Genomic DNA, 24,441 nt, shown 5'->3' with positions numbered 1-24,441 from the left:
GCCGCCGTGCCGGCCTCGGCAGGCCCGCCCCCGGGCTCACGTCCGGTGGCGCACCCACACGTTCGGTTCGACGTACACCGCGTAGCCGTGCCGGACCGAGCACAGCACCGGCACCAGGGCTCCCGGCACGTCCACGGGGCCCTCGGTGTCGAACGGCAGCCCCGTCCAGGCGCGCCACCGGTCGAGCGGTGCGCTCACGGTCATCGACGTCGGCGCGACCGAGTCGATGACCCCGCCCGCCCGCACATGAACCCGCAGCCAGGGATCCACCGGCAGGCCGTCCCCGTCCCGGGTCAGCCGGGCGTACTCCTCCATCGGCGTCGCCGGGTCCGTGTGCTTGGCGCTCGGCCGCACCGGGGCCACGACCTCGCGGAAGCCGAGCCGCCGGGCGTTCTCCCGCATGGCGGCCAGCATCCGCCCGGACACGCCCCGGCCCTGCAGCCCCGTGGCCACCGCGATCTCGATGGCGCTGACCGTGTCCGGGGTACGCCCGTGCCGCAGGTCGGAGAACGCCCACAGCAGCACCTGGTCCCAGCCGCTCGCGGGCAGGGAGCCCCGTCCCGGGACGTCCAGGGCGAAGGGCACGCTGTAGGCCCGGGACACCACGGAGCCGTCGGGACCGGTGGCGACCAGCACGTACTCGGGGAACTCGACGGCCAGGCGGGGGAAGTTCGCCCAGCCCACCAGGTCCTCCAGCACGAAGACCGGCCAGGTGACGGGCATCCCGTCGATCGCGCCCGCCAGCTCGGGTCGCTCGGCGAGCGTGGTGATCTTCAGGTCCATGGGCGTCACGGTAGGCGCCGGGCACCGGCCGGCCAAGCGAATTCACCGACGCCGCACACGTCATGCGCAGGTGGTGGCAACGCGCACCGCGGTCGGCACGAGCGTCAGCAGCACCACGGCCGGCCAGTACGCGCGCGGGTCGAGCGCCGCCCTCCGGCGCACCGGGCCGTTGGCGAGCCACCAGCTGATCCCGAAGACCGCGACCACCGGCACGACGATCACCAGCCAGAGCAGCATGCCGTCGTTCTCCGTGGGTTCGCGCCGGGTCCAGCCGGCGTCGGCGAGCGGCCCGTTCGTCAGGAAGTACCAGACCAGCCACACCGGGACGATGCCCGGCACGCCGAGCGCCAGGTTGGCCCCCGCGGCCGTCAGCCGCCATCTCCACATCCGCCCAGTATCCACAGGGCGGCATCCGGGCCCGCCGTGCGCACGGGGCTCAACGCGCCGGGGCGTCCGTCGGGTTGCCGCCCGCGAGCAGCTTCTCCTGCGGGCAGGTCCTCAGCACGTCCGTCATGGCGTCCTGCTCCGCCTGCGTCACCCACAGTCCGTACTTCTTCTTCACCGAGACCTGCCCCGCGACATACGCGCAGCGGTAGTCCTTGTTGGGCGGCAGCCAGGTCGCGGTGTCCCCGTCGCCCTTGCGCCGGTTGGTGGAGGAGTCGGCCGCCACCAGATTCAGCGGATCGTTGGCGAACGCACGCCGTTTGCCGTCGCTCCACTTCTGGGCGCCCTTCTGCCAGGCGTCGGACAGGGCGACGAGATGGTCTATGTCCACCTTGCTGCGTCCGCGCTGGAACTGGATGCGGGTCCCGGTGTACGGGTCCGGGTCCAGGACCCCGCTGAGCACCGTGCAGCCGTCGGAGTCCCGGGAGACGTCGTCGAGCTGGTCTGCGAGGATGTCGTCACGGGTGCCGCAGCCGTTGTGGTCGGTGTCGGCCCAGGCGGACCCGAACTCGCTGCGGTCGTAACCGGTCTTCGGCGCCCGGCCCTTGACCGTGAGGCCCTCGACCGCCTGCAGTGCGCTGCCGCCGGGGGCGGGTGCCGCTTCGGACCGCGCGGGGTCGGGCAGTTCGTCGAGGGAGTCACACCCGGTCAGGACCAGAGAACCCGTCAGGGCCACGGTCACGAGGGCGAGGAGGCGGTTTCGGGGGCTCACTGTGTCAGATGGCTTCACAGCGAACCAGGTTAGGCGCCGGGCCGGAATCGCGGCACGGGGCGGGCCCGCGCAGGCTCACACCTTGCCGATGCCCAGCGTCGTCTCGGACGGCAGCAGCCCCGAGCCGAGCACCCCCACCCACACCGGCCCCAGCAGCTCCACGAGCCGATCCCGCTCATCGGCTGCGAGCGCCTCCCAGGGCTGCGCCGCGCTCTCGTCCGTACGGCGCTCGACCTCGGCGCGCAGCGCGCGGCCCTCGACCGTCGCCGTGCCGTCCGCCTCCACCAGCCCTCGCGCGGCGAGACGACCACGGGCCGACTCCCACTCCCCGGCGCTCCATCCCCGGCTCGCGAACACCTCGGGCCGGGCGGCGCCGACGGCCGCGAAGGAGACCAGCGACTCCACCGGGTCGAGGCCCGCCGCGACGAGCGCCGCCACGTGGCCGTCGCCCCGGTGCTCCCGCAGGATCGTTGCCGCGTGCCACAACACCAGGTGGGGCTCCTCCGGCCACGGCAGGGCGGCGGCCGCCGCCGCGAGGGGGCGCCCGGTCACGTCGGCGGCCAGCGCGGCCCGGCGGGCGAGCGCGGCGGCTCCGGCGAACCCGGGGCCGTCAACGGCGTCCCCGAACAGCGCCCGGTACGCCCGGCCGACGGCCCTCGTCCTGGCCGCGAGCACCTCGTCCGGCGTCGCGACGGACCAGCCGGCCGGCAGGTGGCCGCCGATCATCCGGGGGCTGAAGCTGTAGAAGGTCCCGGTCACCCGCTCGGCGTCCACCGCCCCGAGCGGTGCGGCGCGCCACGCGAAGTAGGAGGGCCACCGCTCGTCCGTCCCGTATCCCAGCGCGGCGGCTTCCTCGAAGGCCTCCGGTGCGTAGTAGACGACGGCGTGCAAGGGCTCCAGCAGGTGCCACATCTGACGCACCCGACCCGATTCGTCGGACATCTGCCGACCTCCCGCTCCCCGGTCCATCTTGTCAGTGACTAGATGTTCAGGGTGCACCTCTCCCCTTGAACTTGTCAATGACTAGATTGCGCGTACGGTACGTCCCATGACCAGCGAACGCGCCTACCACCACGGCGACCTGCGACGGACCCTGCTCGCCGCCGCCCTCGACGCCATCGCCGAGGACGGCCCCGACGCCCTGTCCCTGCGCGACCTGGCCCGCCGGGCGGGCGTCTCCCACGCCGCACCGGCCCACCACTTCAAGGACCGCACCGGCCTGCTCACCGCCGTCGCCGCCGAGGGCTACGCGCTCTTCGCGGACGCCCTGGCCGAGGCCCCCGACCTCAGGGAACGGGGCGTGGCCTACGTACGGTTCGCCGCCCGGCACCCCGCGCACTTCCAGGTGATGTTCCGCCCCGAGCTCCACCGCGCCGACGACCCCGGCCTGCTCGCCGCGAAGGCCCGCGCCACCGGGGAACTGCGCGCGGGGGTCGGCGACCTGCCCGAGGAGGCCCGGGGCGAGGACGCCCGGCTCGCGGGCATCGCCGCATGGTCCCTCGCCCACGGCTTCGCCACGCTGCTGCTGAGCGGCAACCTCTCCGACGCCCTGGAAGGCCGCACCCCGGAATCCGCCTTCCGCGCACTGGCAGGCGCGGTCTTCACGCGGCGCAGCGGCGACGCCGGGTGACATGGCGGGCCCGCCGGGTCACCGTATGCCCGAGGAGCTGTCAGGCGGAACCCGACGAGAACTCGTACTGCACCTCGTAGAGATGCCCCGCCTTCACCATGACCGTGGCCTCGATCGGCCGGTCGTGATCGCTGAAGACGACACGCAAGGTGCGCAGTACGGGAAGGTCGCCGGGGAGCCCGAGCAGCCGGTACTGCTCCTGCGTGGCCACACGCGCGGACACCCGGTCCACGCTGAGCCTGGGCGGGTAACCGAGCGAGGCCAGCAGAGTGGGTGTCCCGCCGGGAATCCGTCGCTGTCCGGTGATCGCGGTCTCGCGAGCAATCTCCAGCGGGTAGTACGACGCGACCAGTTCCGCCGGCTCGCCGTCGATCGACAGCACCTGACGCCGAAGGGCAGCGGCCTCTCCGCGCCGCAGGCCCAGCGCGTCGGCCACGTCCGTCGGAGGCACCGCCTCGGCGACCTCCACCAGCGCGCTGTGCGCACGGGCACCGGAGCGCGACGCCTCGGTCAACCAGCGGTACGGCTCACCGGAAGCCGCAGGCGCCATGTACGACGCGGGGCGCATCGTCCGCTGCCGATGATCACGCACGGTGACCGATGCCCCAGCCCTGCCGATCACCAGCCGCTCCTCCTTCAAGAGATGCAGCGCCTTCTGGACCGTGGCGTTCGACGCGCCGAACCGCTCCTTCAACCGCACCGTGGACGGAAGACTGACTCCGGGCTCCAGGTCCCCCGACATGATCTCGTCCCGCAGATCGGCCGCGATGCGCTCGTGGAGCGAGCGACGGTCTGCAGCCTCCTCTTCGTTTCCGGACACGCTCATCCGATCCTGATCTCGTACCTCAGCCGCTGACCACCCGGCGGCATGACCATCACGTCGGCCTGGACCGGCCGGTCGCGCGCGTCCAGCGTGAGCCGCAGCACCTCCAGGACGGGTCCGTCCGCATCCATGGCCAGAGCGGTCCGCTCGTCCGCCGTGGGCATGCGGGCGGCCACCTCCTCCACCACCCTGACGCCGACGTGACCGAGCTCCGCCAGGAGCCGCACGGCTCCTCCCCGGATCCTGGCAGTCCCTGCCAGCTTCGTGCCCCGTGCGATCCGAACCGGGTAGTAGCTGTCGGTCAACTCGCAGGGCACCCCGTCGAGGTACATGACCCTGCGCCGCTCGACGACCTGCCGGCCCTTCTCCAGACCGAGAAGCGCGGCCACCCGGTCCGGAGCGACCGCCTCACCCGCCCGCACGATCTCCTGCGTTCCCCGACGTCCGTCGACCGCCGCCTCGGCCGCCCACGCGTCACCGCCCTCGGAGGGCGCGAGGTAACGGGCCGACGTGGTGACCGGATCTCCCTGGGCCATGGTTCCTCCTCGTCGCCGCCCCGCCCTGTCGAGCACACGGTAGGTGAAGGCATCCGGAGTGAGCGAGGAGAGCAGTTCGGGCCGCGGGCTCTTCCTCGCTCAACGGGTGGCCGCGGAACTGGGCGTCGACCACCACGTCGTCGGCAAGACGGTCTGGGTCGCCTTCGACCGCCCCACCGTGCCGTAGGGCCAGGGAAGACGCGCGGGCCCCGCCGGACAGTCCGGCGGGGCCCGCGCGCGAAACGTCTCGGCCCTACGACCCCAGGATCGTCGTAAGGAACTCCCCGGTCCACGAGAGGAGTTCGCGGCCCACCACCGGCTTCCCGCCGATCCGGCCCGCGGTCGGGCGCGGCACCAGGATCTGCTGCGCGGCCGGCTTGAAGATCGTCTTCGGGTGCAGCCGCTTCAGCCGCAGCTCCTGCGACTCGCGCAGCTCCACCGGCGCGAAGCGGATGTTCGGGCCCTGGAGCACGATCTCGCCCACCCCGCAGGCCCGCGCGAGCATCCGCAGGCCCGCGACCAGCAGGAGGTTCTCCACCGGCTCCGGCAGCTTGCCGTAGCGGTCGGTGAGCTCCTCGCGCACCGCCCTGATGTCCTCCTCCGAGTTCGCGGAGGCGATGGAGCGGTACGCCTGCAGGCGCAGCCGCTCCCCGGGGGCGTAGTCGTGCGGGATGTGCGCGTCCACCGGCAGCTCGATCTTGACCTCCAGCGGCGGCTCCTCCTCGGCCGCGCCGTCCACGGCGGCCCGGTAGTCGGCCACCGCCTCGCCGACCATCCGGATGTACAGGTCGAAGCCGACCCCGGCGATGTGGCCGGACTGCTCGCCGCCCAGGAGGTTTCCGGCGCCGCGGATCTCCAGGTCCTTCATCGCCACGTACATGCCCGCGCCCATCTCGGTGTGCTGGGCGATCGTCGCCAGGCGCTCGTGCGCGGTCTCCGTCAGCGGCTTCTCCGGCGGGTACAGGAAGTAGGAGTACCCCCGGTCCCGGCCACGGCCGACACGGCCGCGCAGCTGGTGCAGCTGGGACAGGCCGAAGTTGTCGCCGCGCTCCACGATCAGCGTGTTGGCGTTGGAGATGTCGATGCCGGACTCGACGATCGTCGTCGAGACCAGCACGTCGAACCGCTTCTCCCAGAAGTCGACGACGACCTGCTCCAGCTGGCTCTCGCCCATCTGTCCGTGCGCCGTCGCGATCCGCGCCTCGGGCACGATCTCGCGCAGCCTGGCCGCCGCCCGGTCGATGGACTCGACCCGGTTGTGGATGTAGAACACCTGGCCCTCACGCAGGAGTTCGCGCCGCACGGCCGCGCCGATCTGCTTCTCCTCGTACGGCCCGACGAAGGTGAGGACGGGGTGCCGCTCCTCCGGGGGCGTCGTGATCGTCGACATCTCGCGGATGCCCGTGACGGCCATTTCGAGCGTACGGGGAATGGGCGTCGCCGACATGGTGAGCACGTCCACGTTGGCCCGGAGCTTCTTCAGCTGCTCTTTGTGCTCGACGCCGAAGCGCTGCTCCTCGTCGACGATGACCAGGCCCAGGTCCTTGAACTTCGTCTCCGACGAGAACAGCCGGTGCGTACCGATGACCAGGTCGACGGACCCGTCCTTCAGCCCCTCCAGCGTCGCCTTCGACTCGGTGTCCGACTGGAAGCGGCTCAGCGCCCGCACGTTGACGGGGAACTGGGCGTACCGCTCGGTGAAGGTGCCGAAGTGCTGCTGCACGAGGAGCGTCGTCGGCACGAGCACGGCGACCTGCTTGCCGTCCTGGACCGCCTTGAAGGCCGCCCGCACCGCGATCTCCGTCTTGCCGTAACCGACGTCGCCGCAGATCAGCCGGTCCATCGGGACGGACTTCTCCATGTCCTCCTTGACCTCGGCGATCGTGGACAGCTGGTCGGGCGTCTCGGCGTACGGGAAGGCGTCCTCCAGCTCGCGCTGCCACGGGGTGTCCGGGCCGAACGCATGCCCGGGAGCCGCCATGCGCGCGGAGTACAGCTTGATCAGGTCGGCGGCGATCTCCTTGACCGCCTTCTTGGCGCGCTGCTTCGTCTTCGTCCAGTCGGCGCCGCCGAGCCGGTGCAGGGTGGGCGCCTCACCGCCGACGTACTTCGTGACCTGCTCCAGCTGGTCGGTCGGGATGTACAGCCGGTCACCGGGCTGCCCGCGCTTGGCGGGGGCGTACTCGACGAGCAGGTACTCGCGGGTCGCGCCCTGCACGGCGCGCTGCACCATCTCGATGTAGCGGCCCACGCCGTGCTGCTCGTGGACGATGTAGTCGCCGGTCTGCAGGGTGAGCGGGTCGACGGACTTGCGGCGCTTGGCCGGCATCCGCCCCAGGTCCTTCGTGGCCGTGCGCTGCCCGGTCAGGTCCGTCTCCGTCAGCACGGCGAGCTTCAGACCGGGGTCGACGAAACCGTGGTCGATGGCACCGCACGAGACGTGGACGAGCGAGGGCGCGATCTCCGTCAGGTTCGCGTCGAGCCGCGCCGCGATGCCCTCCCCGCCGAGGACCTCGACCGTGCGGGAGGCGGGGCCCTGGCCCTCGGTGACGTACACCGTGCGCCACCCCTCGGCCAGCCACCCCTTGGTGTCGGCGAGCGCCCGGGCGGTGTCGCCCCGGTACGCCTCCGGGGCGTGCATCCCGAGCTTCAGGGTGTCCCCGTCCAGCTCCTCGTCGGCGGCGAAGGGGGAGGTGGACCACCACATCATGCCCAGCTCGCGGGCCCGGTCGCGGACGTCCGCGATACCCCGCAGCGAGGCCGCGCCGACGTCGATCGGGGCCTCGCCGCCGCCCGCCGTGGCCGCCCAGGACGCCTGGAGGAACTCCTGGCTGGTCGCGACGAGGTCCGCCGCCCTGGTCCGCACCCGCTCGGGGTCGCAGACCAGCGCCATCGAGCCCTTCGGCAGGACGTCGATCAGCAGCTCCATCTCGTCGACGAGCACCGGGGCCAGGGACTCCATGCCCTCGACGGCGATCCCCTCGGCGATCTTCCCCAGCAGCTCGCCCAGCTCCGGGTGCGCCTCCGCGAGGGCTGCCGCCCGCTCGCGTACGTCATCCGTGAGCAGCAGCTCCCGGCACGGCGGGGCCCACAGCCCGTGCTCGGCGACCTCCAGGGAGCGCTGGTCGGCGATCTTGAAGTAGCGGATCTCCTCGACGTCGTCGCCCCAGAACTCCACCCGCAGCGGGTGCTCCTCGGTCGGCGGGAAGACGTCCAGGATGCCGCCGCGCACGGCGAACTCGCCCCGCTTCTCGACCAGCTCCACACGGGCGTACGCCGCCGCCGCGAGCGCCTCCACGACCTCGCCCAGATCCGCGCTCTGTCCGTTGCGCAGCGCCACCGGTTCCAGGTCGCCGAGCCCCTTGACCTGCGGCTGGAGCACGGACCGGACCGGTGCGACGATCACCTTGACCGGGCCGGTCTCCGGGTCGTCCGCCCGAGGGTGCGCCAGTCGGCGCAGCACGGCGATACGGCGGCCGACCGTGTCGGAGCGGGGCGAGAGCCGCTCGTGGGGCAGGGTCTCCCAGGAGGGGAACTCCGCCACGCTGTCGGGGGGCAGCAGGGTCCGCAGCGCGGCGGCCAGGTCCTCGGCCTCGCGCCCGGTCGCGGTGACGGCGAGCACGGTCCGGCCGGCCTCGCGGGCCAGCGCGGCGACGGCGAAGGGGCGGGCGGCGGGCGGGCCGACCAGGTCGACATGGGCCCGGTGGCCGTCGGAGGCGGCCTTCACCGCTTCGGAGAGCGCCGGGTCGGTGACGACGACGTCCAGCAGACCGTGCAGGCTCATGAAGGGATTCCGTCCGGTGTGGCGAGTGAGCAACGCGAAGGGCCCGACACGTGGGACGGGCCGGGGTCTCCAGCGTACGACGCCGGTATGTCACCCGCGCGAGGGAATGGCGTTGTCCGTACGGCGGCAGCGGGACTAGCCTTAGTCCAGCAGCTAGTCCATTTCCGGCCCGAGCGAGGCGATCATGGAAGCAGCCCGGCAGTACAACGTGCACGAGGCGAAGACGCACTTCTCCCGGATACTGCAGCAGGTCGAGACCGGCGAGGAGGTCGTCATCAGCCGGGCCGGCGAGCCCATCGCGAAGGTCGTGCCCCTGAGGTCCAAGGTCAACCGGACGGACTACGGCGCCCTCCGCGGACAGATCCACATCCCGGACGACTTCGATGAACTGCCGGACGACATCGCCGAGGCATTCGGGATGCGCGGATGAAGCTCCTCCTCGACACCCATGTCGCCCTCTGGTGGCTGAACGCCTCACCGGAGCTGTCCGACGACCTGAAGGTCATCCTGCGCACCGAGGCAGATGTGTACCTCAGCGCCGCGACCCCCTGGGAGATCGCGATCAAGCAGGAGCTCGGGAAGCTGAAAGGCGAAGCAGATCTCGCCGAACGCGCCCGGGACCTGCAGTTCAAGGGGCTGCCCATCACCGCGGAACACGGCGTCAAGGCCGGCCGCCTCCCGCCGCTCCACCGCGACCCCTTCGACCGCATCCTCGTCGCCCAGGCCCAGACCGAGGGGCTGACGGTCGTCACCCGCGACAAGTGGATCCCCCAGTACGACGTGCCGGTCATGCACGCCTGACCGGAGCGGCGCGGACGGAGGCGAACCGGCCCCGGGACGTTTGGAGGAACGTCCCGGGGCCGGTTCGGTCATCCTACGGCGGGCTCCGTCACCCGTCCGTGGCGATGGCGTTCAGGACGTTCATCCGGCCCGCCCGGAAGGCCGGGACCAAGGCGGCGAACAGTCCGACGAAGGCCGAGGCGACGAACACCGTGAGGATCGTCGGCCACGGGATCTCCAGGACCCCGAGCCCTTCGAGAGCCAGCAGCTTCTGGGCCGAGGTGCCCCAGCCCATGCCCAGGCCGAGTCCGAGCAGGGCACCGAAGAGGGCGATGACCACGGACTCCAGCCGGATCATCCGGCGCAGCTGGCGGCGGGAGAGGCCGATCGCCCGCATCAGGCCGATCTCGCGGGTCCGCTCGACGACCGACAGGGCCAGGGTGTTCACCACACCCAGCACCGCCACGATGATCGCCAGGGCGAGCAGGCCGTAGACGATGTTCAGCAGCTGGCCGATCTGGTCCTTCAGGTCCTCCTTGAAGTCGGCCTGGTTCTGCACCTTGTACTGCGGGTAGGGGGCGAGGGCGCTCTTGAGCGCGGCGTACGCCTCCTTCTCCTTGCCGTCCTCGGCCGAGGCGAACATGATCATGTTCGTGGGCATCCTGTCGGCGGAGACGTAGCGCTCGGCGGTCGTGACGTTGATGTACATCGCGCCCTTGTCGACGTTCGTCTCGTCCGAGGTGATCGCGGCGACCTTCAGCTTCGCGGTCTCACCGGCCTTGAACGCGACGGTGATCTCGTCCCCGGCCTTGATCTTGTGGAGCGCGGCGTAGTCCGAGCCGACCGACATCGAGTCCGCGCCGTACGCCTTCGCCAGGTCGCCGGCCACGGTCTTGCGCCGCAGGTCCTGCGGGTACGTCGGGTCCGCCGCGGTGACGTCCTCGTCGACGGTCGAGCCGTCGGGGTTGGTGAGCTTCGCGGAGAGGACCTTGTAGTCGGTGACGTGCGCGATGCCCGGCACCTTCTCCATGGCCTGCGCGGCCTGCGGCACGATCAGCTGGCCGGTGTTCGACTGGACGATGAAGTCCGTGCCGACCGACTTGTCGAGCTCGTCGGTGGCCGAGGCGACCATGGAGGAGCCGACGACCGAGAGGCAGGCGACCAGGGCCAGGCCGATCATCAGGGCGGCGCCCGTCGCTCCCGTACGGCGCGGGTTGCGCAGTGCGTTGCGCTCCGCCAGCCGGCCGACCGGGCCGAACAGCCGCAGGACGACGGCACCGAGCACCCGTACGATCCCGCCGGCGAGCAGCGGGCCGATCACGATGAAGCCGATCAGGGTGAGGACCACGCCGAGGCCGAGGTAGAGCGAGCCCTCGGTCGCGTCGTCGACCCGGGTCGTCGCCCAGAGGCCGGCGGCGCCCGCACCGGTGAGGACGAGCCCCAGGGCCGCACGGACCCAGCCGGACCTGGCGTCGGCGGGGGTCCCGGCGTCGCGCAGCGCGGCCATCGGGGAGACCTTGCCGGCCCGGCGGGCCGGGATGTAGGCGGCGAGGACGGTGACGACGATGCCGAGCACCAGCCCGATCACCGGCGTCGTCCAGGCGATGGTGAGGTCCCTGGTCGACAGTTCCATGCCCATGGCGCCCATGAGCTTCATCAGCCCGACGGCGAGGCCGATGCCCGCCCCGACACCCAGGACCGATCCGACGATGCCCAGGAGGACCGCCTCGATGAGCACGGACCGGTTGACCTGCTTGCGGCTGGAGCCGATGGCCCGCATCAGGCCGATCTCGCGGGTGCGCTGGGCGACGAGCATCGAGAAGGTGTTGACGATCAGGAAGATGCCGACGAGGAACGCGATCCCGGCGAACCCGAGCATCGCGTACTTCATGACGTCCAGGAACGAGCCCATGGAGTCCTTGTTGTCCGCCGCGCTCTCCTTCTGGGTCCGGAGCTTGTACGCCCCCTGGTCGCCCAGGACCGCGCCGACGTTCCGCTTCAACTGCTCGTCGCTCACACCGGGTTCGGCGGTGACGGCGATGTGCGTGAACACGCCGGGGGCGCCCAGGAGCTTCTGCTGGGCGGTGGCCGTGTCGAGGTAGACGACGGCCGCACCGGGGTTGGTCACGGTGAACGAGGCGATGCCGGTGACCTTCGCCCGGATGTCCCCGGTGACGGCGATGGTGCGCACCTCGTCACCGATCTCCAGGTGGTGCTTCTCCGCCGTGTCCGCGTCGATCATCGCCTCGGTGGGGCCGCGCGGGGCGTGGCCGGAGGTGATCTCCATGGACCGCAGGTCGTTCTCGGTCCAGTTGCCCGCGATGGTCGGGGCGCCGGTGTCCGAACCGAGGTTCTTGTCGTGGCTGTCGACCAGTGTGACGGCCATGCTCGTGACGGCGCCCTCGGCCTTCTTCACACCGTCGGCGCCCGCGACCTCGGCCACGACGGACTGCGGCAGTGCCGCGGGCTTGCCGTTCTCCGGGATGTCGTCGGCGCCGCCGGCCGCCTTGGGACTGACCGTCACATCGGCGGAGGTCGCGGCGAAGAGCTTGTCGAAGGTGGTGTTCATGGTGTCGGTGAAGACGAGCGTGCCGCACACGAACGCCACCGACAGCAGGACCGCGACGGCCGACAGCGCCATCCGCCCCTTGTGCGCCAGGAAGTTGCGCATCGAGGTCTTCCACACGGTCATGACGTCCGCCCGCGCGCGTCGAAGTCCTTCATGCGGTCGAGGACCTGCTCGGCCGTGGGGTTCTGCATCTCGTCGACGATCGACCCGTCCGCGAGGTACAGCACCCGGTCCGCGTACGAGGCGGCCACCGGGTCGTGGGTGACCATGACGATGGTCTGGCCCAGTTCGTCCACGGACTTGCGCAGGAACGACAGCACCTCGGCGCCGGCCCGTGAGTCGAGGTTCCCGGTCGGCTCGTCGCCGAAGATGATCTCGGGCCGGGCCGCGAGCGCCCTGGCCACCGCGACGCGCTGCTGCTGGCCGCCGGAGAGCTGGGTGGGCCGGTGCTTCAGCCGCTCGGCGAGACCGACGGTCTCCACGACCTGCCGCAGCCACTCCGCGTCCGGCTTCCGGCCGGCGATGTCCATCGGCAGCGTGATGTTCTCGATCGCGTTGAGCGTCGGGAGCAGGTTGAACGCCTGGAAGATGAACCCGATCCGGTCCCGGCGCAGCTGGGTGAGCTTCTTGTCCTTGAGGCCGGTGATCTCGGTGTCGGCCAGGTGGATCTGACCGGAGGTCACCGTGTCCAGGCCCGCGAGGCAGTGCATCAGGGTCGACTTGCCCGAACCGGACGGACCCATGATCGCGGTGAACTGCCCCCGGGCGATGTCCACGTCGACGTGGTCGAGGGCCACCACCCTGGTCTCCCCCGCCCCGTACGCCTTGACGACCTGGCGCGCCCGCGCGGCGACGGCCGTGCGCCCTCCGGTGTCCCCGTGCCTGGGAATGGTCACAGCCGTTGTCACGGTTTCTCTCCTATGTCGGTCAATGCCTGGACGTCTCGGTGTACGTGTCGAGTCTCGTGTGCGGGGGCCTCGCGCGCCCTGGTGCCCGGCGCAGTCTTCGCCTGGGGGTTTTCCCCACCCCTCCCCCTGCGGCGGGCCACATCAGCGATGCAAGAACACGTTAAGGAACGGGGTCCGCCGCTCTCGTCCTCCGGCGGGAGGAACGATCCCTGGGCCGCAGTACGGAGCTCCCCCTAGGGGTCCGGGTCCCGCGGACGAGCCCCGGGTAGGGGTGGTCTCACCCCTCGGCCCGCGTCTGCCCTTCCCGCGCCACTGGTGGGACAGTGGCCCCCAGGAGATACGTGCATAGGGAAGGGACCCCGGTGGGCGGCACGGAGAGCGTCGGCGGTACGGACAGCCCGGAAGCGGTACGCGGCACGGCCCCCCGGGGCGTGCCGGATTCCGACCGGGCCCGCCGCCCGGTCGCGGCGGCCCTCATGCTGGGCATGGGTCTCGCCGCCATCGACGGCACCATCGTCGCCACCGCCGTCCCCCAGATCGTCGGCGACCTCGGCGGCTTCTCCGTCTTCTCCTGGCTCTTCTCCGGCTATCTGCTGGCGGTGACCGTCACGCTGCCGGTGTACGGGAAACTCTCCGACACCTTCGGCCGCAAGCCCGTCCTGATCGCCGGCATCGTCCTGTTCCTCGCCGGTTCTCTTCTGTGCGCCGCGGCCTGGAACATGGCGGCCCTGATCGCCTTCCGCGTCGTCCAGGGCCTCGGCGGCGGCGCCCTCCAGGGCACGGTGCAGACCATCGCCGCCGACCTGTACCCGCTGAAGGAACGCCCGAAGATCCAGGCGAAGCTGTCCACGGTCTGGGCCACGTCCGCCGTGGCGGGGCCGGCGGCAGGCGGACTGCTCGCCGCGTACGCCGACTGGCGCTGGATCTTCCTGATCAACCTGCCGGTCGGCGCCGTCGCCCTCTGGCTGGTGGTCCGTCACCTCCACGAACCGGCCCGGCCGCGCCCCGCGGTCCGTCCCCGCGTCGACTGGGCGGGCGCGCTCGCCGTCTTCGCCACCGGTGCGCTCCTGCTGACCGCCCTGGTCCAGGGAGGAGTCGCCTGGCCGTGGCTCTCGGCGCCCTCGCTCGGCCTGCTGGCGGGGAGCGCCGCACTGGCCGCCCTGACCGTCGTCATCGAGCGGCGCGCCGCCGAACCGGTCATCCCCGGCTGGGTCTGGCGGCGCCGCACCATCGCCTCGGTGAACCTCGCCCTCGGCGCGATGGGGCTGCTGATGGTCGCGCCGACCGTCTTCCTGCCGACCTACGCCCAGTCCGTCCTCGGGCTCGGCCCGATCGCCGCCGGGTTCGTCCTGTCCGTGATGACCCTGAGCTGGCCCGTCTCCGCCGCCCTGTCCGACCGGGTCTACAACCGCATCGGCTTCCGCCGCACCGCGATCACCGGCATGTCCGGCGCCCTGCTGGTCCTCCTCTGCTTCCCGCTGCTCCCCTACCCCGGCTCCGCCTGGCAGCCCGCCCTGCTGATGCTGCTGCTCGGGGCGACGCTCGGCCTGTTCCAGCTCCCGCTGATCGTCGGCGTCCAGTCGACGGTCGGGTGGACGGAGCGCGGGACGACGACGGCCTCCGTGCTCTTCTGCCGCCAGGTCGGGCAGAGCCTGGGCGCGGCCCTCTTCGGCGCCGTCGCGAACGGGGTGCTCGCCTCCCGGCTGTCCGACGCCCCCGTCCCGGGTCTGCCCGGCGACCTGGACGCCGTCTCGCACGCTCTGGAGAATCCGGCAGCCCTCTCCGCCGCCGCGACGGACTACCTGCGCAGAGCCGTCGACACCGCCGTCGACCACGTGTTCACGGGCGCCGCGGTCGCCGCGGCCCTCGCCCTGCTGGTGCTCGTCGTCGTGGCTCCGCGCCGCTTTCCCGTGCTGGCCGAGCACGAGAGCGCTCCCCCGGCGCCCAAGGACTAGACAACTGGCGAGTTACCGAAGGTAGTTCGCCCGTAACCCTCCCCCTTCGCGATACCCGCGAGTAACGTACGCGCTCCCGACAGCGCACCCGCGCTCCTGCCTTGCAGCCCGTCCCCGGGCCCGAGCCATGCAAGGAGCACCGCCTTGCCGTACGACGCGCAGCCGCCCCCGTACCCGCCCCGGCGTCCCCCGCACCCGCGCCCCCACCGGCCACCGCCGCCGCCCCGGCGGCCGCCCTACCCCGGCGACTACCTGCTGCCCTGGCAGAGTTCACCACCCCCGCGGCCGCCCCGGCACCGGCCGCCCGCCCCGCGCCGGACATCCGCCCCCGGCCACCACGGCGACCTCCGCCGGCTCCGCACCGCCTACCGCCTGCTGCGCCGCGTCTCGACCCTCACCGCGCTCGGCTACTTCACCCTCTTCCTCCTGCTCTCCGGCTACGCCCCCGCCCTCATGACCCGCCCCGTGGGCGGCAGCGGACTCACCACCGGCCTCCTCCTCGGCCTCTGCCAGCTCCCCGTGGCCCTCGCCGCCATCGCCGTGTACGAGTGGACGGCGCGGCGCACCGTCGACCCCCTCTGCGCCGGACTGCGCGAACGGGCCGCCGGCGACAGCAGGGGCACCTGGCCGGCCGCGGGACGCGGGACGGGAGCGGGCCGGTGAACGGGTTCGACGAGTCCGCCCAGACGATGTCCCTGACCGCCTTCATCGCCGTCGCCAGCGTCACCCTGCTGCTCTGCGTCATGACCGGACCCGACCGCGACGACCTCGACGAGTACTACACCGGCTACCGCTCGCTGTCCCCCCTGCGCAACGGCCTCGCCGTCGCCGGCGACTACCTCTCCGCCGCCACGGTCCTCGGCACCACCGGGGTCATCGCCCTCACCGGCCACGACGGCCTCGTCCTCGCCCTCAGCACGGCGCTCTCCCTCGTCCTGCTGATGTTCCTGCTGGCCGAACCCCTGCGCAACGCGGGCCGGTTCACCATGGGGGACATGCTCACCCGCCGGACCCCCGGCCGGGCCGCGCGCATCGCCTCCTGCACGGTCACCCTCGCCGCGCTGCTGCCGCTCATGGTCGTCCAGCTCGCCGGCAGCGGAAACCTGCTGTCCTTCATCCTCGGCTTCGACAGCTCCGGATTCCGCACCGGAGCCATCATCACCCTCGGCGTCGTCATGACCGGCTACGCGGCCATCGGCGGCATGAAGGGCACCGCCCTCATCCAGATCGTCAAGACCGTCGTCCTGCTCGGGGCCGGGCTCCTCGTCTCCGTCCTCGTCCTCGACCGCTTCGACTGGGACACCGGCGCGCTCCTGCGCGCAGCGGAGACCGGCAGCGGCGCGGGCGCCGCCTATCTGCACGCCGGACTGCAGTTCGGCGGCAACGACCTCGACATGATCAGCTCCGAACTGACCGTCGTCCTCGGCGCCGCCTGCCTGCCGCACATCACCATGCGGATGACCGGGGTCCGCGACGCCCGGGCCGTCCGCCGCTCCATGTCCTGGGCGGTCTGCGTCGTCGTGGGCCTCTGCCTCCTGCTCACCGTCATCGGCTTCGGCGCCGCGGCCCTCGTCGGGCACGACCGCATCACCGCCGCGGGCGCCCAGGGAAACAGCGCGATCCTCCAGGTGTCCGGAGCCGTCGCGGGAGGCGGGGAGACCGGCGCGCTCGTCGTCACCACCATGACCACGGCGATCTTCCTCACCCTGCTGGCCTCCGTCGCCGGAATGATCCTGGCGTGCGCCAACTCCCTCGCCCACGACCTGTTCCACCACGGAGTGCGCGCCCGCACCCCCATGGACACCCGCACCGAACTGGTCACCGCACGGGGCTCGGCCGTCGCCGTCGGCACCCTGGCCGTCACCCTCGCCGTCCTCGCCCGCCACTGGAACGTCCAGGCCCTGGTGACCCTGTCCTTCTGCATCGGCGCGTCCGCCATCGCCCCGGCCCTCGTCTACAGCATGTTCTGGCGCCGCTACACCCGCACCGGCCTGCTCTGGACCCTCCTCGGCGGCACGGCGTGCGTCCTCGTCCTCATCACCGGCACCGACCTGGTCTCCGGATCACCCGGATCCGTCTTCCCCCACCGCGACTTCAACTGGTTCCCGCTCACCACGACCGGCCTGGTCTCCATCCCCTTCGGCTTCCTCGCCGGCTGGCTCGGGAGCGTACGGGGCCGCGACGACGACAGCGCCGCACAGCGCCGCCGGTACGAAGCGGTCGAGCCCTGGATCCTGGCCGGAGCCCCGCCCGCCGGACGCCGGTGAAAGCCCCCGCCCCGGGCGCGCCCCCGCGTCAGTCCCGCGCCGGGCCCGCCGTCACACGCCCGGTCAGCGCCGCCAGCGAATTGCGCACGTGCGTCATGTGCGCCTGGACCTCCTCGCGGCTCTCCAGGTGTTCCCGCAGCACCCGGTCCGTCTCCCGGCCCACTCGCTCCTCCGCCGCCCTCGCCTCCGACAGCAGCTCCGCGGCCCGCGCCTGCGCGTCCTCCTGGCGGTGCCGGGCCGCCTCCTCCGCCTCCGCCGACCGCCTGCGCCCCTGCGCGAGCAGCGCCTCCCCGCGCGCCGCCAGCTCGGCCTCGCGCTCCGCCGCCGCGGCCTCGGCGGCCGCGATCTCCGCGTCCAACGCCTTGCCCCGCTCGATGTGCTCCTGCTCCTGGTGCGCCAGCACACCGGCGGTACGGCGGCGCGTCTCCGCCATCTCCGCGTCCGCCGTGCCCCGCACCTCACCGGCCTCCCGGCGCGCGTCCTCCACCAACGACCCGGCCCGGTCCCGCGCCGCGGCCAGCCCCTCCTCCGCACCGGCGTCCGCAGCCGCCCGCACCTCACCGGAACGTTCCCGCGCCGCCTCGCGGGCCACCCGCCCCGCCTCGTCCGCCGCGTCCCGCAGCGCCTGCGCCTCCTCCAGCGCCGCACCCCGGGCCGCCTCCGCCTCGGCCTCCGCCAGGGCCAGGATCCGCTGCGCCCGCTCCCCCAGCGACACGTACGTCTGCGGCGCCAGCGCGGCCACCACCTCACGCAGCCGGGCCGACTCGGCGGCCAGTTCCTCCGCCAGTCCGGTCAGCCGCGAGATCCGGTCCAGGGCCGCGTCCCGCTCCGCCGACAGCGAGGCCACCGCCCGGTCCACCTGCTCAGGGCTGTAGCCACGCCCCCGTACGCCGACAAAACCGTGCGCGGACACCGGTCCACCACTCATCCCTGAAGCCCTCTTCCCGCTCTCCGACTCCCCGACCATGAAGCAATACGTCAAGGATGCGGTAATTGGCCCGGAAGTCGGAATCGATCAGCTCCATTCAGGACGGAAGCGGCCGACATCACAAAGCGCACACGAAAGGCGCCCGTCCCCGACTGGGGCCGGACGCCTCACGCACACAACAGGCCAGAACCGATCAGATCAGAGCAGGCCGTCCCACATCTGCTCCAGCAGAACCGACCACCAGCTCTCCGGCGACGCCAGCGCCGCCGGATCCAGCGCCACCAACTGCGCCTGGAAATCGACCGTCCAACGGCCCGCCTGCTCCGGATTCAAGCCGAACCGGAGACGCCACATCCGCCCCAGCAGCGCCATCGACCGCACGAACTCCGGCAGCCCCGTGTTCACGAACTGCGGCGGCACCGGCTGACCACCCGGGCCCGCCTCCACGGGCACGGCCACGATGTTCGCCGTCCCGTACTGCACACAGACCGCCCGGCCGAAGTCCGAACCCATCACCAGATACGAACCCGCGTCCGACGCCGCCGGCACCCCCCGCTGCGCCGCGAGTTCCGCCAGCGTCGGCACCACCGGATGCCCCGGCTGCGCCCAGAAGAACGGCCCGAAGTCAGCGGGCAGCCCCGCCCAGACCAGCGTCCGCGCCACGACCTCCGGCACCCCCTGACGGGACACCGCACGCTGGTCGAACCGCAGCACACCGCTCGGTCCGAACGCCCCGTGCATCTCCTCCGCCAGCGCCTCCGGCGGCAACGCCGGCGCCGGCGGCACCTGCGGCAGCGGCGCCCGCACCGGAGCGGGCCGCGCCGGCCCGTCCGCCACCTGGTGCAACTCGCCCTGATGCGTCAGCAGATGCTGCATCCCCTGCTGCCGGCTCGCATGATCGGTGCCGTACGGCGCCACACTCGTGATCCGCACCTGCGGCCACGTCTCCCGGATCATCCGCGCGCAGTAACCACCCGGCAGCTCACAGGACTCGAGCTCCGTGTGCAGCTCGATGACCTGCTGCGGCGGCACGTTCATCCCGCGCAGCTCGTGCAGCATCCGCCATTCCGGATGCGGGGTGCCCGGCTCCGAACGCCGGATCAGCTGCTGCTCGCTGCCGTCGGCCGCACGGAACCTCAGCACGGCCTGGTAGCCCGGACCGACCATGGGCCGGCCCGTCGGCTGCTGCGGATACCCGTACGCCCCGGGCGGCGGCGGGGTGTGCGGGCCCGGAACACCGGGAGCACCCGGAACACCGGGAGGACCCGGAGGACCCGGCGGCTGCGGCGCACCCGGGCCCGCCAGCATCGTCGCGGCATGGTGCGCCCCACCGCCCGGAGGCGGTGTCGCACCCGGCGGCGGGCCGGGAGGCGCGGGCGGCTGCGGGACACCGGGCGGACCGGGAGGCCCCGGAGGGCGCGGCGCGCTCGGGCCACCGACGCCCGCGAACACCGTCGCGGCATGGTGCGCCCCGCCGCCCGCGGGCGGCGGGGAACCCGGAGGACCGGGAGGCGCGGGCGGCTGCGGCGCACCCGGAGGCGGCGTCGCACCGGGCGGACCCGGCTGCGAGACCAGCTGCGTCGGTGCGTAACCGCCCGGTGCACCCGGACCCGGCGGCGGCGGAACGGCACCCGGCCGCACCCCGGGCGTGCCCGGCGCCCCCGGGGGCGGCGGAGTCGTCGCCCCCGCACCGCGCGCACCCCTCGGGGGCACCACGGCCTTGCTCGTCGCGGCGTCCGCGATGTCCCCGGGCCCCGGCCCGGCCGGCGCCGCGGGAGCACCGGGCCCGGCCGTCCCCGGCGGCGGAGCCTGCGGATCCAGCCCGGGGACCACCGCGGTCGCCGGCAGCCCGCTGCCCCCCGACATCAACGCCGTCGGTGCCTCCGCGGAGACGACCGGAGGCGGAGTCCCGTCGTCGTCGGAACCCGACAGCGGCGGCGCGAACACCGTCGCGGGCAACGGCACCCCGGCCCCGTCGCCCCGCGCGTTCGTGTCCGTGCCCGCCCACGGGGTGGCCCCGGCCGGCACACCGTCCTGAGCCGTCGGCTCGTGGTCCTCCTCACCGCCGGCAGCCGGCCACGCGGCCCCGCTCCCGGCGCCCGCGGCTCCGGCGCCCGCGGAAGGGGCGGCGGCAGCGGCGGGCGAAGACTCCTCCGCACCCGCACGCCGGTCCGGAATCCCGAGCTTGTCCGCCGCCTCCTGCAGCCACTCCGGCGGACTCAGCAGGAACGACGTCTGATTCAGATCGATGCGCCGCGGCGGCTCCGGAACATCCCCCGCCCCGGACGGGACCCCGTACTCCTCCTCGTACCGCCGTATCACCTCGCCCACGGGCAGCCCCGGCCACAGCGTCGCCTCACCGCTGTCCCGGGCGATCACCAGACGCTGGCGACCACCGTCCGACACGGGACCCTCGGCCCGGTCCTCGGCCCACACCACGAAACCCAGCTCGAACTCACGGACCCGGACCTCACGGTGCTGATACGGGGGCACATCACCGTTGACCCACTCATCCGCACGCTCCTGCGCCTGCGCGAACGTCACCACCGCGCTCACCCCTCCACCGGGACGGCCCGCGCGAAGCCGCCGTCCACCATCAGGTTCGCCACCGTCTCCAACTCCGGCGGACTGCCCGCGAGACGCTGCAGGAAGGCGTCGAAGTCCTCACCGCACGGCAGCAGAAGCCGGTCCACCCGCTCCTGCACACCCCAGCCGTCCCGGTCCCGCGCATCGTCGTACGGGCAGAACCACACGGACCCCGCCCCGGAGCCCCGCACCTTCAACGCCAGAATGCCGCCCTGGACGAAACCCACGCCCAGGAAATCCTTCGTGAAGTGGTCCCGCAGACACTTGTTCACGTACACCAGGTCGTTCACGGCCGCCTCCTCGCGCACCGTGAAGAACGGCTGGTCCACCAGCAGCCCCAGCTCCGCGTCCAGCGCCACACCCACCGGGGCCGACCCGCCGGCCGCCTTCAGGAACGACCGGTACGCACCCGGAAGGCGGTAGCCCAGATCCTCCTCGACACCCAGGATCTGCTGCTCGCCCACCGCCACCGACCCCTTGGGAAGCCGGAAATGAGCCGGACGCGTCTCCTGCAGCGGCCGCGTACCCCGACGGTCCTGGTCCACCGAAGCCGTCGCCAGACCACCGTGATGACGCAGCAGCGCCTTCACCTCGATCGGCACCAGCTCCATCCGCCGGCCACCCGCCACGTGGTGCCACGTCCAGCCGTGCGGCGTCGCCACCGCCGGGATGGTCTCCCACAGCTCGTGACCGCTCGCCGCCGACGCCGCGTTCGCCGAGACGTAGTCCGTCAGCCGCAACTCGTCGACACCGAACCCCGGAGGCGGATCCGCGATCTCCGCGGCCGCACGCGCGTACGGCGAGAGCACCGGATAGCCGTCCCCGTCCACACGGACACCCTTCGGGTGCCGGGACGCCCGGACCGGATCCGGGAAGTGAACGACCTGTCCCGCATAAGCCGCGTTCGGTGGCGCGGCTTGCTGCCCGAGCCGACCTGAAGTCATGGCGGTTGCCCCCTGCTGCGTCCGGTGTTCCGCACAGCCTATGCGGTGACGCAACACGGCCCCCCGCCCCCGCACCACCACTCACCGAACGTCACCGGCGCGTGACGGACACGCGACAACACGGCCACCGAGCCGCGACACGCAGACACGTTTCCCCGCCCCAGCTTCCCCACCACCCTGCACATTTGGCAGGCTGTCCCCCGCAACTCGGGGGATTGCACGGGAGGGACGATCGTCATGCACACAGCACAAGCAGTCACATCCGGAGATCCGCGACTCAGTTGGAGCACCACCGAACCCAGCCGCGCACCCCGACTCCAGCACCGCCGCGACGGCATCCTGCCCGCGGTGGCCGCGGCCCTGTCCGTACGCGGAGAAACCCTCACCTGCACCGCGGGCAAGGGGGACCAGCCACCTGCCCTGCACCCACTCGTGCAGGACTTCCTCGACACCCTCACCAGCATCCAGCGCGAACGCTTCACCGGACGCTGCCCCGAGGCCATACTCCTGTCACGGCAACTCAACGCCGCCGACGAGAGCCGCTCCAAAAGAGCCCAGCGCAAACCCCTCACCAACGGTGAGGCCCGCCGCGCGCTCAAACACGGCCGGCTCACCGCCCGCCACATCCGCGAGGACGGCGACCCCCTCCACGGCAGCTACGCACCCCCCTGCCGCTCCTGCACGGCGATGCTCGCCCACTTCGGTGTGCGCCCCGTCGACCTCGCCGGCACAGGCACGGCGACCACGGCCGAGAAGGGCTGAACACACCACCATGCACGACCGCACCGGCCTGCCCGCCCAACAGCAGCACGCGCCCACCACCCGCTTCTCGCTCAACGTCGACACGGCACTGCGCAACGCCGGATGGCTGCCCGGACGCTGGGACATCCGGCAGGCCGAGGAATGGGCGGACGCCCTGCGCTCCCACGCCTCCCCCGCAGGCCACCAGCACGCCGTCTTCCCCGCCGCAGTCGAGGCCTGGGCCGAATTCGGCGGCCTCCGCATCACCGCGATCGCCCCCGGCCGGCAGATCGCCGCCGCCACCGTGGCCATCGACCCGCTCAACGGACTCCACCTCGCCCGCACCCTCGGCGACCTCGGCCGCGCACTGGAGACCGAAGTCGCACCCCTCGGCGACGAGGGCGACGGCCAGGCGGTCCTCGCCATCGACAGCGAAGGACGCGTCTACTCCATCGACCACACCGGCGACTGGTACCTCGGCTCCGACATCGACCGGGCCCTCGAAGCCCTCATCACCGGCGCACAGCCCACCCGCCTCACCCCCGGCTGAGCCCCGAACACCCCACCCGGCCCGGGCACCCCCCACCCGGGCCCCGGAACCGTCCCGGAACACCGGCCCCGGACCTGCCCCCGCACGACCGCCTCACGCCACCCCGGCGTCCGGCAGCACCGCCGACACCCGGAAACCCCCCGCGTCCGTCGGCCCCGACACGAACACACCCCCGAGCCCCAGCACCCGCTCCCGCATCCCCACCAGACCGTTGCCCCCGCTCGGCAGCCCCGCATCCGCCGCCGCCCCGTCCGACGGACCGTTCTCCACCTGCATCGCCACCTCCGCACCCCGATGCGCCAGCCGCACCCACGTCCTCGCACCCGCCGCATGCTTGTGCACGTTCGTCAGCGCCTCCTGCACCACCCGGTACGCCGTCTGCTCCACCTCCGGCGCATACGGCCGCAGCTCCCCCTCCACCGACAGCTCCACCGTCATCCCCGCCTCACGGGACTGCGCCACCAGCGCCTCCACCTCGCACAGGCGCGGCCCCTCCTCCACCACGGCAGCCGCAGCGGCCGCCGCCGCCCGGCCCACCGAAGCCAGCGGCACGGCCCCCGCCGGCGACGCGATCAGCGCGTCACCGCTCCGCAGCACCCCGAGCATCTCCCGCAGCTCCGTCAGCGCCTGCCGGCCCATGTCACCCACCAGCGCCGCGTTGCGCACCGCCTTCGCCGGATCCTTCGGAGCCACCGCCTGCAGCGCCGCGGCGTGCACCACCATCAGGCTCACCCGGTGGGCGACGACGTCGTGCATCTCCCGGGCGATCCGCGTCCGCTCCTCCGTACGCGCCCACTCCGCCCGCTCCTCGGCCCGGTCCGCCAGCAGCGACAGCTCCCGCTCCAGCGAGTCCGCGCGCTCCCGGAGGCTCTCCATCAGCCTGCGCCTGGCCCCGATGTACAGGCCGAAGAGCACCGACGGCGCCGTCAGCCCCAGGGACATGAACAGGGACACGACCGGGACGTACCAGACCCCCGGCCCGAAGTCCGCATCGGCGTCCACCGTCTGCCGCAGCCGCACGTACGACACGATGAAGGTGCCGACCAGCGTCATCCCCGTCAGCACGACGGTGATCCTGCGCGGCACGTCCGAGGCCGCCAGCGTGTAGAGCCCGACGATCGCCATCAGGAAGCCCATCTCGGCGGGCGTCGTCGCGATCGACACCAGCACCACCGCGATCGGCCACCGCCTGCGCAGCACCAGCACCGACCCGGCGAGCAGGCCGAACAGCACCCCGAAGGGCACCGGAAGCCCGGTGTCCCCGGCGAACGACACCCCCTCCAGCGCGCACTCCAGCGCCGAGACCAGCGCGAGTCCCACGTCCAGTGCGACGCTCCGTCGCCGCCCCCACCACCAGTAGCCGCGGGTGGTCGGGCCCGCCGCTTCCCGGTCTGCCCCCGTTACGGTCATGGCATCCAGCCTACGGGCGGCCGCATCCCATTTTCCGGAGAGTCCGCCACCACGGAAAGTCACTGGTCGTACCGCGAAGGCCGGCACATCC

At 72.6% G+C, this 24,441-nt stretch carries 22 protein-coding genes; 9 read left to right on the top strand and 13 right to left on the bottom strand.

Translation table 11 applies throughout. The features are described 5' to 3' along the window. Positions 1–36: 36 nt before the first annotated feature. The 4 genes from ACFYY2_RS24770 to ACFYY2_RS24755 are packed head-to-tail and all read right to left on the bottom strand — an operon-like array spanning position 37 to position 2,881. Positions 37–783 carry an N-acetyltransferase gene (locus tag ACFYY2_RS24770; RefSeq protein ID WP_388746443.1) on the bottom strand — a complete coding sequence of 249 codons (747 nt, stop codon included), beginning with the start codon at positions 781–783 and terminating at the stop codon, positions 37–39. Positions 784–843: 60 nt separating this feature from the next. Beyond that, the gene (locus ACFYY2_RS24765) at positions 844–1,170 is read right to left on the bottom strand and encodes a hypothetical protein (protein ID WP_388746441.1); all 327 of its coding nucleotides are present in this window, start codon (positions 1,168–1,170) and stop codon (positions 844–846) included. 49 nt (positions 1,171–1,219) lie between these two features. Further along, positions 1,220–1,957: an HNH endonuclease family protein gene (locus ACFYY2_RS24760; protein ID WP_388746439.1), complete on the bottom strand. Its 738-nt coding sequence runs from the start codon at positions 1,955–1,957 to the stop codon at positions 1,220–1,222. A 57-nt stretch (positions 1,958–2,014) separates the two neighbouring features. Then, positions 2,015–2,881, bottom strand: coding sequence for a hypothetical protein (locus tag ACFYY2_RS24755; RefSeq protein ID WP_388746437.1), 867 nt, complete (start codon positions 2,879–2,881; stop codon positions 2,015–2,017). Positions 2,882–2,987: 106 nt separating this feature from the next. On the opposite strand from ACFYY2_RS24755, the gene ACFYY2_RS24750 reads away from it, so the two are divergent. Continuing rightward, the gene (locus ACFYY2_RS24750; protein WP_388746435.1) at positions 2,988–3,569 is read left to right on the top strand and encodes a TetR/AcrR family transcriptional regulator; all 582 of its coding nucleotides are present in this window, start codon (positions 2,988–2,990) and stop codon (positions 3,567–3,569) included. Positions 3,570–3,609: 40 nt separating this feature from the next. Here ACFYY2_RS24750 and ACFYY2_RS24745 read toward each other — a convergent pair whose 3' ends face one another. Together ACFYY2_RS24745 and ACFYY2_RS24740 are read right to left on the bottom strand one after the other, a co-directional pair. After that, complete coding sequence (locus ACFYY2_RS24745) at positions 3,610–4,395, bottom strand: GntR family transcriptional regulator (RefSeq protein ID WP_388746433.1); 786 nt, start codon at positions 4,393–4,395, stop codon at positions 3,610–3,612. Next, positions 4,392–4,928 (bottom strand): GntR family transcriptional regulator, encoded by a 537-nt coding sequence (locus ACFYY2_RS24740; protein ID WP_388746431.1) that lies wholly within the window; start codon positions 4,926–4,928, stop codon positions 4,392–4,394. Before ACFYY2_RS24740 ends, ACFYY2_RS24745 begins: the two co-directional genes overlap by 4 nt. Positions 4,929–4,986: 58 nt before the next feature. Between ACFYY2_RS24740 and ACFYY2_RS24735 the strand changes: the two genes are divergently transcribed. Beyond that, positions 4,987–5,115 (top strand): hypothetical protein, encoded by a 129-nt coding sequence (locus ACFYY2_RS24735; RefSeq protein ID WP_388746429.1) that lies wholly within the window; start codon positions 4,987–4,989, stop codon positions 5,113–5,115. Positions 5,116–5,181: 66 nt separating this feature from the next. On the opposite strand, the gene mfd is transcribed toward ACFYY2_RS24735, so the two are convergent. After that, a complete protein-coding gene (mfd, locus tag ACFYY2_RS24730; RefSeq protein WP_388746427.1) occupies positions 5,182–8,712 on the bottom strand; it encodes a transcription-repair coupling factor in 3,531 nt (1,176 codons plus the stop codon). Between the two features lie 184 nt (positions 8,713–8,896). On the opposite strand from mfd, the gene ACFYY2_RS24725 reads away from it, so the two are divergent. Together ACFYY2_RS24725 and ACFYY2_RS24720 are read left to right on the top strand one after the other, a co-directional pair. Continuing rightward, entirely contained in the window at positions 8,897–9,142 is a 246-nt protein-coding gene (locus tag ACFYY2_RS24725) for a type II toxin-antitoxin system Phd/YefM family antitoxin (protein WP_053929133.1), read from the top strand. Then, positions 9,139–9,513: a type II toxin-antitoxin system VapC family toxin gene (locus ACFYY2_RS24720; RefSeq protein ID WP_388746425.1), complete on the top strand. Its 375-nt coding sequence runs from the start codon at positions 9,139–9,141 to the stop codon at positions 9,511–9,513. The genes ACFYY2_RS24725 and ACFYY2_RS24720 overlap by 4 nt, the downstream gene beginning before the upstream one ends. An 88-nt stretch (positions 9,514–9,601) precedes the next feature. Here the strand turns inward: ACFYY2_RS24720 and ACFYY2_RS24715 are convergent, their stop codons facing one another. Both ACFYY2_RS24715 and ACFYY2_RS24710 read right to left on the bottom strand, forming a co-directional pair. Next, positions 9,602–12,184: an ABC transporter permease gene (locus ACFYY2_RS24715; RefSeq protein WP_388746423.1), complete on the bottom strand. Its 2,583-nt coding sequence runs from the start codon at positions 12,182–12,184 to the stop codon at positions 9,602–9,604. Then, a complete protein-coding gene (locus tag ACFYY2_RS24710) occupies positions 12,181–12,969 on the bottom strand; it encodes an ABC transporter ATP-binding protein (RefSeq protein ID WP_388746421.1) in 789 nt (262 codons plus the stop codon). Before ACFYY2_RS24710 ends, ACFYY2_RS24715 begins: the two co-directional genes overlap by 4 nt. A gap of 362 nt (positions 12,970–13,331) precedes the next feature. On the opposite strand from ACFYY2_RS24710, the gene ACFYY2_RS24705 reads away from it, so the two are divergent. The 3 genes from ACFYY2_RS24705 (at position 13,332) to ACFYY2_RS24695 (ending at position 17,191) form a co-directional block, all read left to right on the top strand. Continuing rightward, positions 13,332–14,924, top strand: a complete 1,593-nt coding sequence (locus tag ACFYY2_RS24705) for an MFS transporter (protein ID WP_388746604.1) — start codon at positions 13,332–13,334, stop codon at positions 14,922–14,924. Between the two features lie 144 nt (positions 14,925–15,068). Beyond that, positions 15,069–15,587, top strand: coding sequence for a DUF485 domain-containing protein (locus ACFYY2_RS24700; RefSeq protein ID WP_388746419.1), 519 nt, complete (start codon positions 15,069–15,071; stop codon positions 15,585–15,587). Positions 15,588–15,613: 26 nt separating this feature from the next. Beyond that, the gene (locus tag ACFYY2_RS24695; protein ID WP_388746602.1) at positions 15,614–17,191 is read left to right on the top strand and encodes a cation acetate symporter; all 1,578 of its coding nucleotides are present in this window, start codon (positions 15,614–15,616) and stop codon (positions 17,189–17,191) included. A 28-nt stretch (positions 17,192–17,219) separates the two neighbouring features. Here ACFYY2_RS24695 and ACFYY2_RS24690 read toward each other — a convergent pair whose 3' ends face one another. The 3 genes from ACFYY2_RS24690 to ACFYY2_RS24680 form a co-directional block, all read right to left on the bottom strand. Further along, positions 17,220–18,119, bottom strand: coding sequence for a cellulose-binding protein (locus tag ACFYY2_RS24690; RefSeq protein WP_388746417.1), 900 nt, complete (start codon positions 18,117–18,119; stop codon positions 17,220–17,222). A 198-nt stretch (positions 18,120–18,317) separates the two neighbouring features. Further along, on the bottom strand, positions 18,318–20,666 hold the full coding sequence (locus ACFYY2_RS24685) for an SUKH-4 family immunity protein (protein ID WP_388746415.1): 2,349 nt from the start codon (positions 20,664–20,666) through the stop codon (positions 18,318–18,320). Positions 20,667–20,671: 5 nt separating this feature from the next. Beyond that, positions 20,672–21,649, bottom strand: a complete 978-nt coding sequence (locus tag ACFYY2_RS24680; protein ID WP_388746413.1) for an SMI1/KNR4 family protein — start codon at positions 21,647–21,649, stop codon at positions 20,672–20,674. A 237-nt stretch (positions 21,650–21,886) separates the two neighbouring features. On the opposite strand from ACFYY2_RS24680, the gene ACFYY2_RS24675 reads away from it, so the two are divergent. Both ACFYY2_RS24675 and ACFYY2_RS24670 read left to right on the top strand, forming a co-directional pair. Continuing rightward, positions 21,887–22,411, top strand: coding sequence for a YwqJ-related putative deaminase (locus tag ACFYY2_RS24675; RefSeq protein WP_388746411.1), 525 nt, complete (start codon positions 21,887–21,889; stop codon positions 22,409–22,411). A gap of 10 nt (positions 22,412–22,421) precedes the next feature. Further along, entirely contained in the window at positions 22,422–22,940 is a 519-nt protein-coding gene (locus tag ACFYY2_RS24670) for an SUKH-3 domain-containing protein (protein ID WP_388746410.1), read from the top strand. Between the two features lie 93 nt (positions 22,941–23,033). On the opposite strand, the gene ACFYY2_RS24665 is transcribed toward ACFYY2_RS24670, so the two are convergent. Then, positions 23,034–24,350, bottom strand: coding sequence for a sensor histidine kinase (locus tag ACFYY2_RS24665; protein ID WP_388746408.1), 1,317 nt, complete (start codon positions 24,348–24,350; stop codon positions 23,034–23,036). Between the last annotated feature and the right edge of the window lie 91 nt (positions 24,351–24,441).

The sequence above is a fragment of the Streptomyces sp. NPDC001822 genome, from assembly GCF_042892135.1.
Classification (GTDB): domain Bacteria; phylum Actinomycetota; class Actinomycetes; order Streptomycetales; family Streptomycetaceae; genus Streptomyces.
This window is presented reverse-complemented; position numbering and strand designations above follow the sequence as displayed.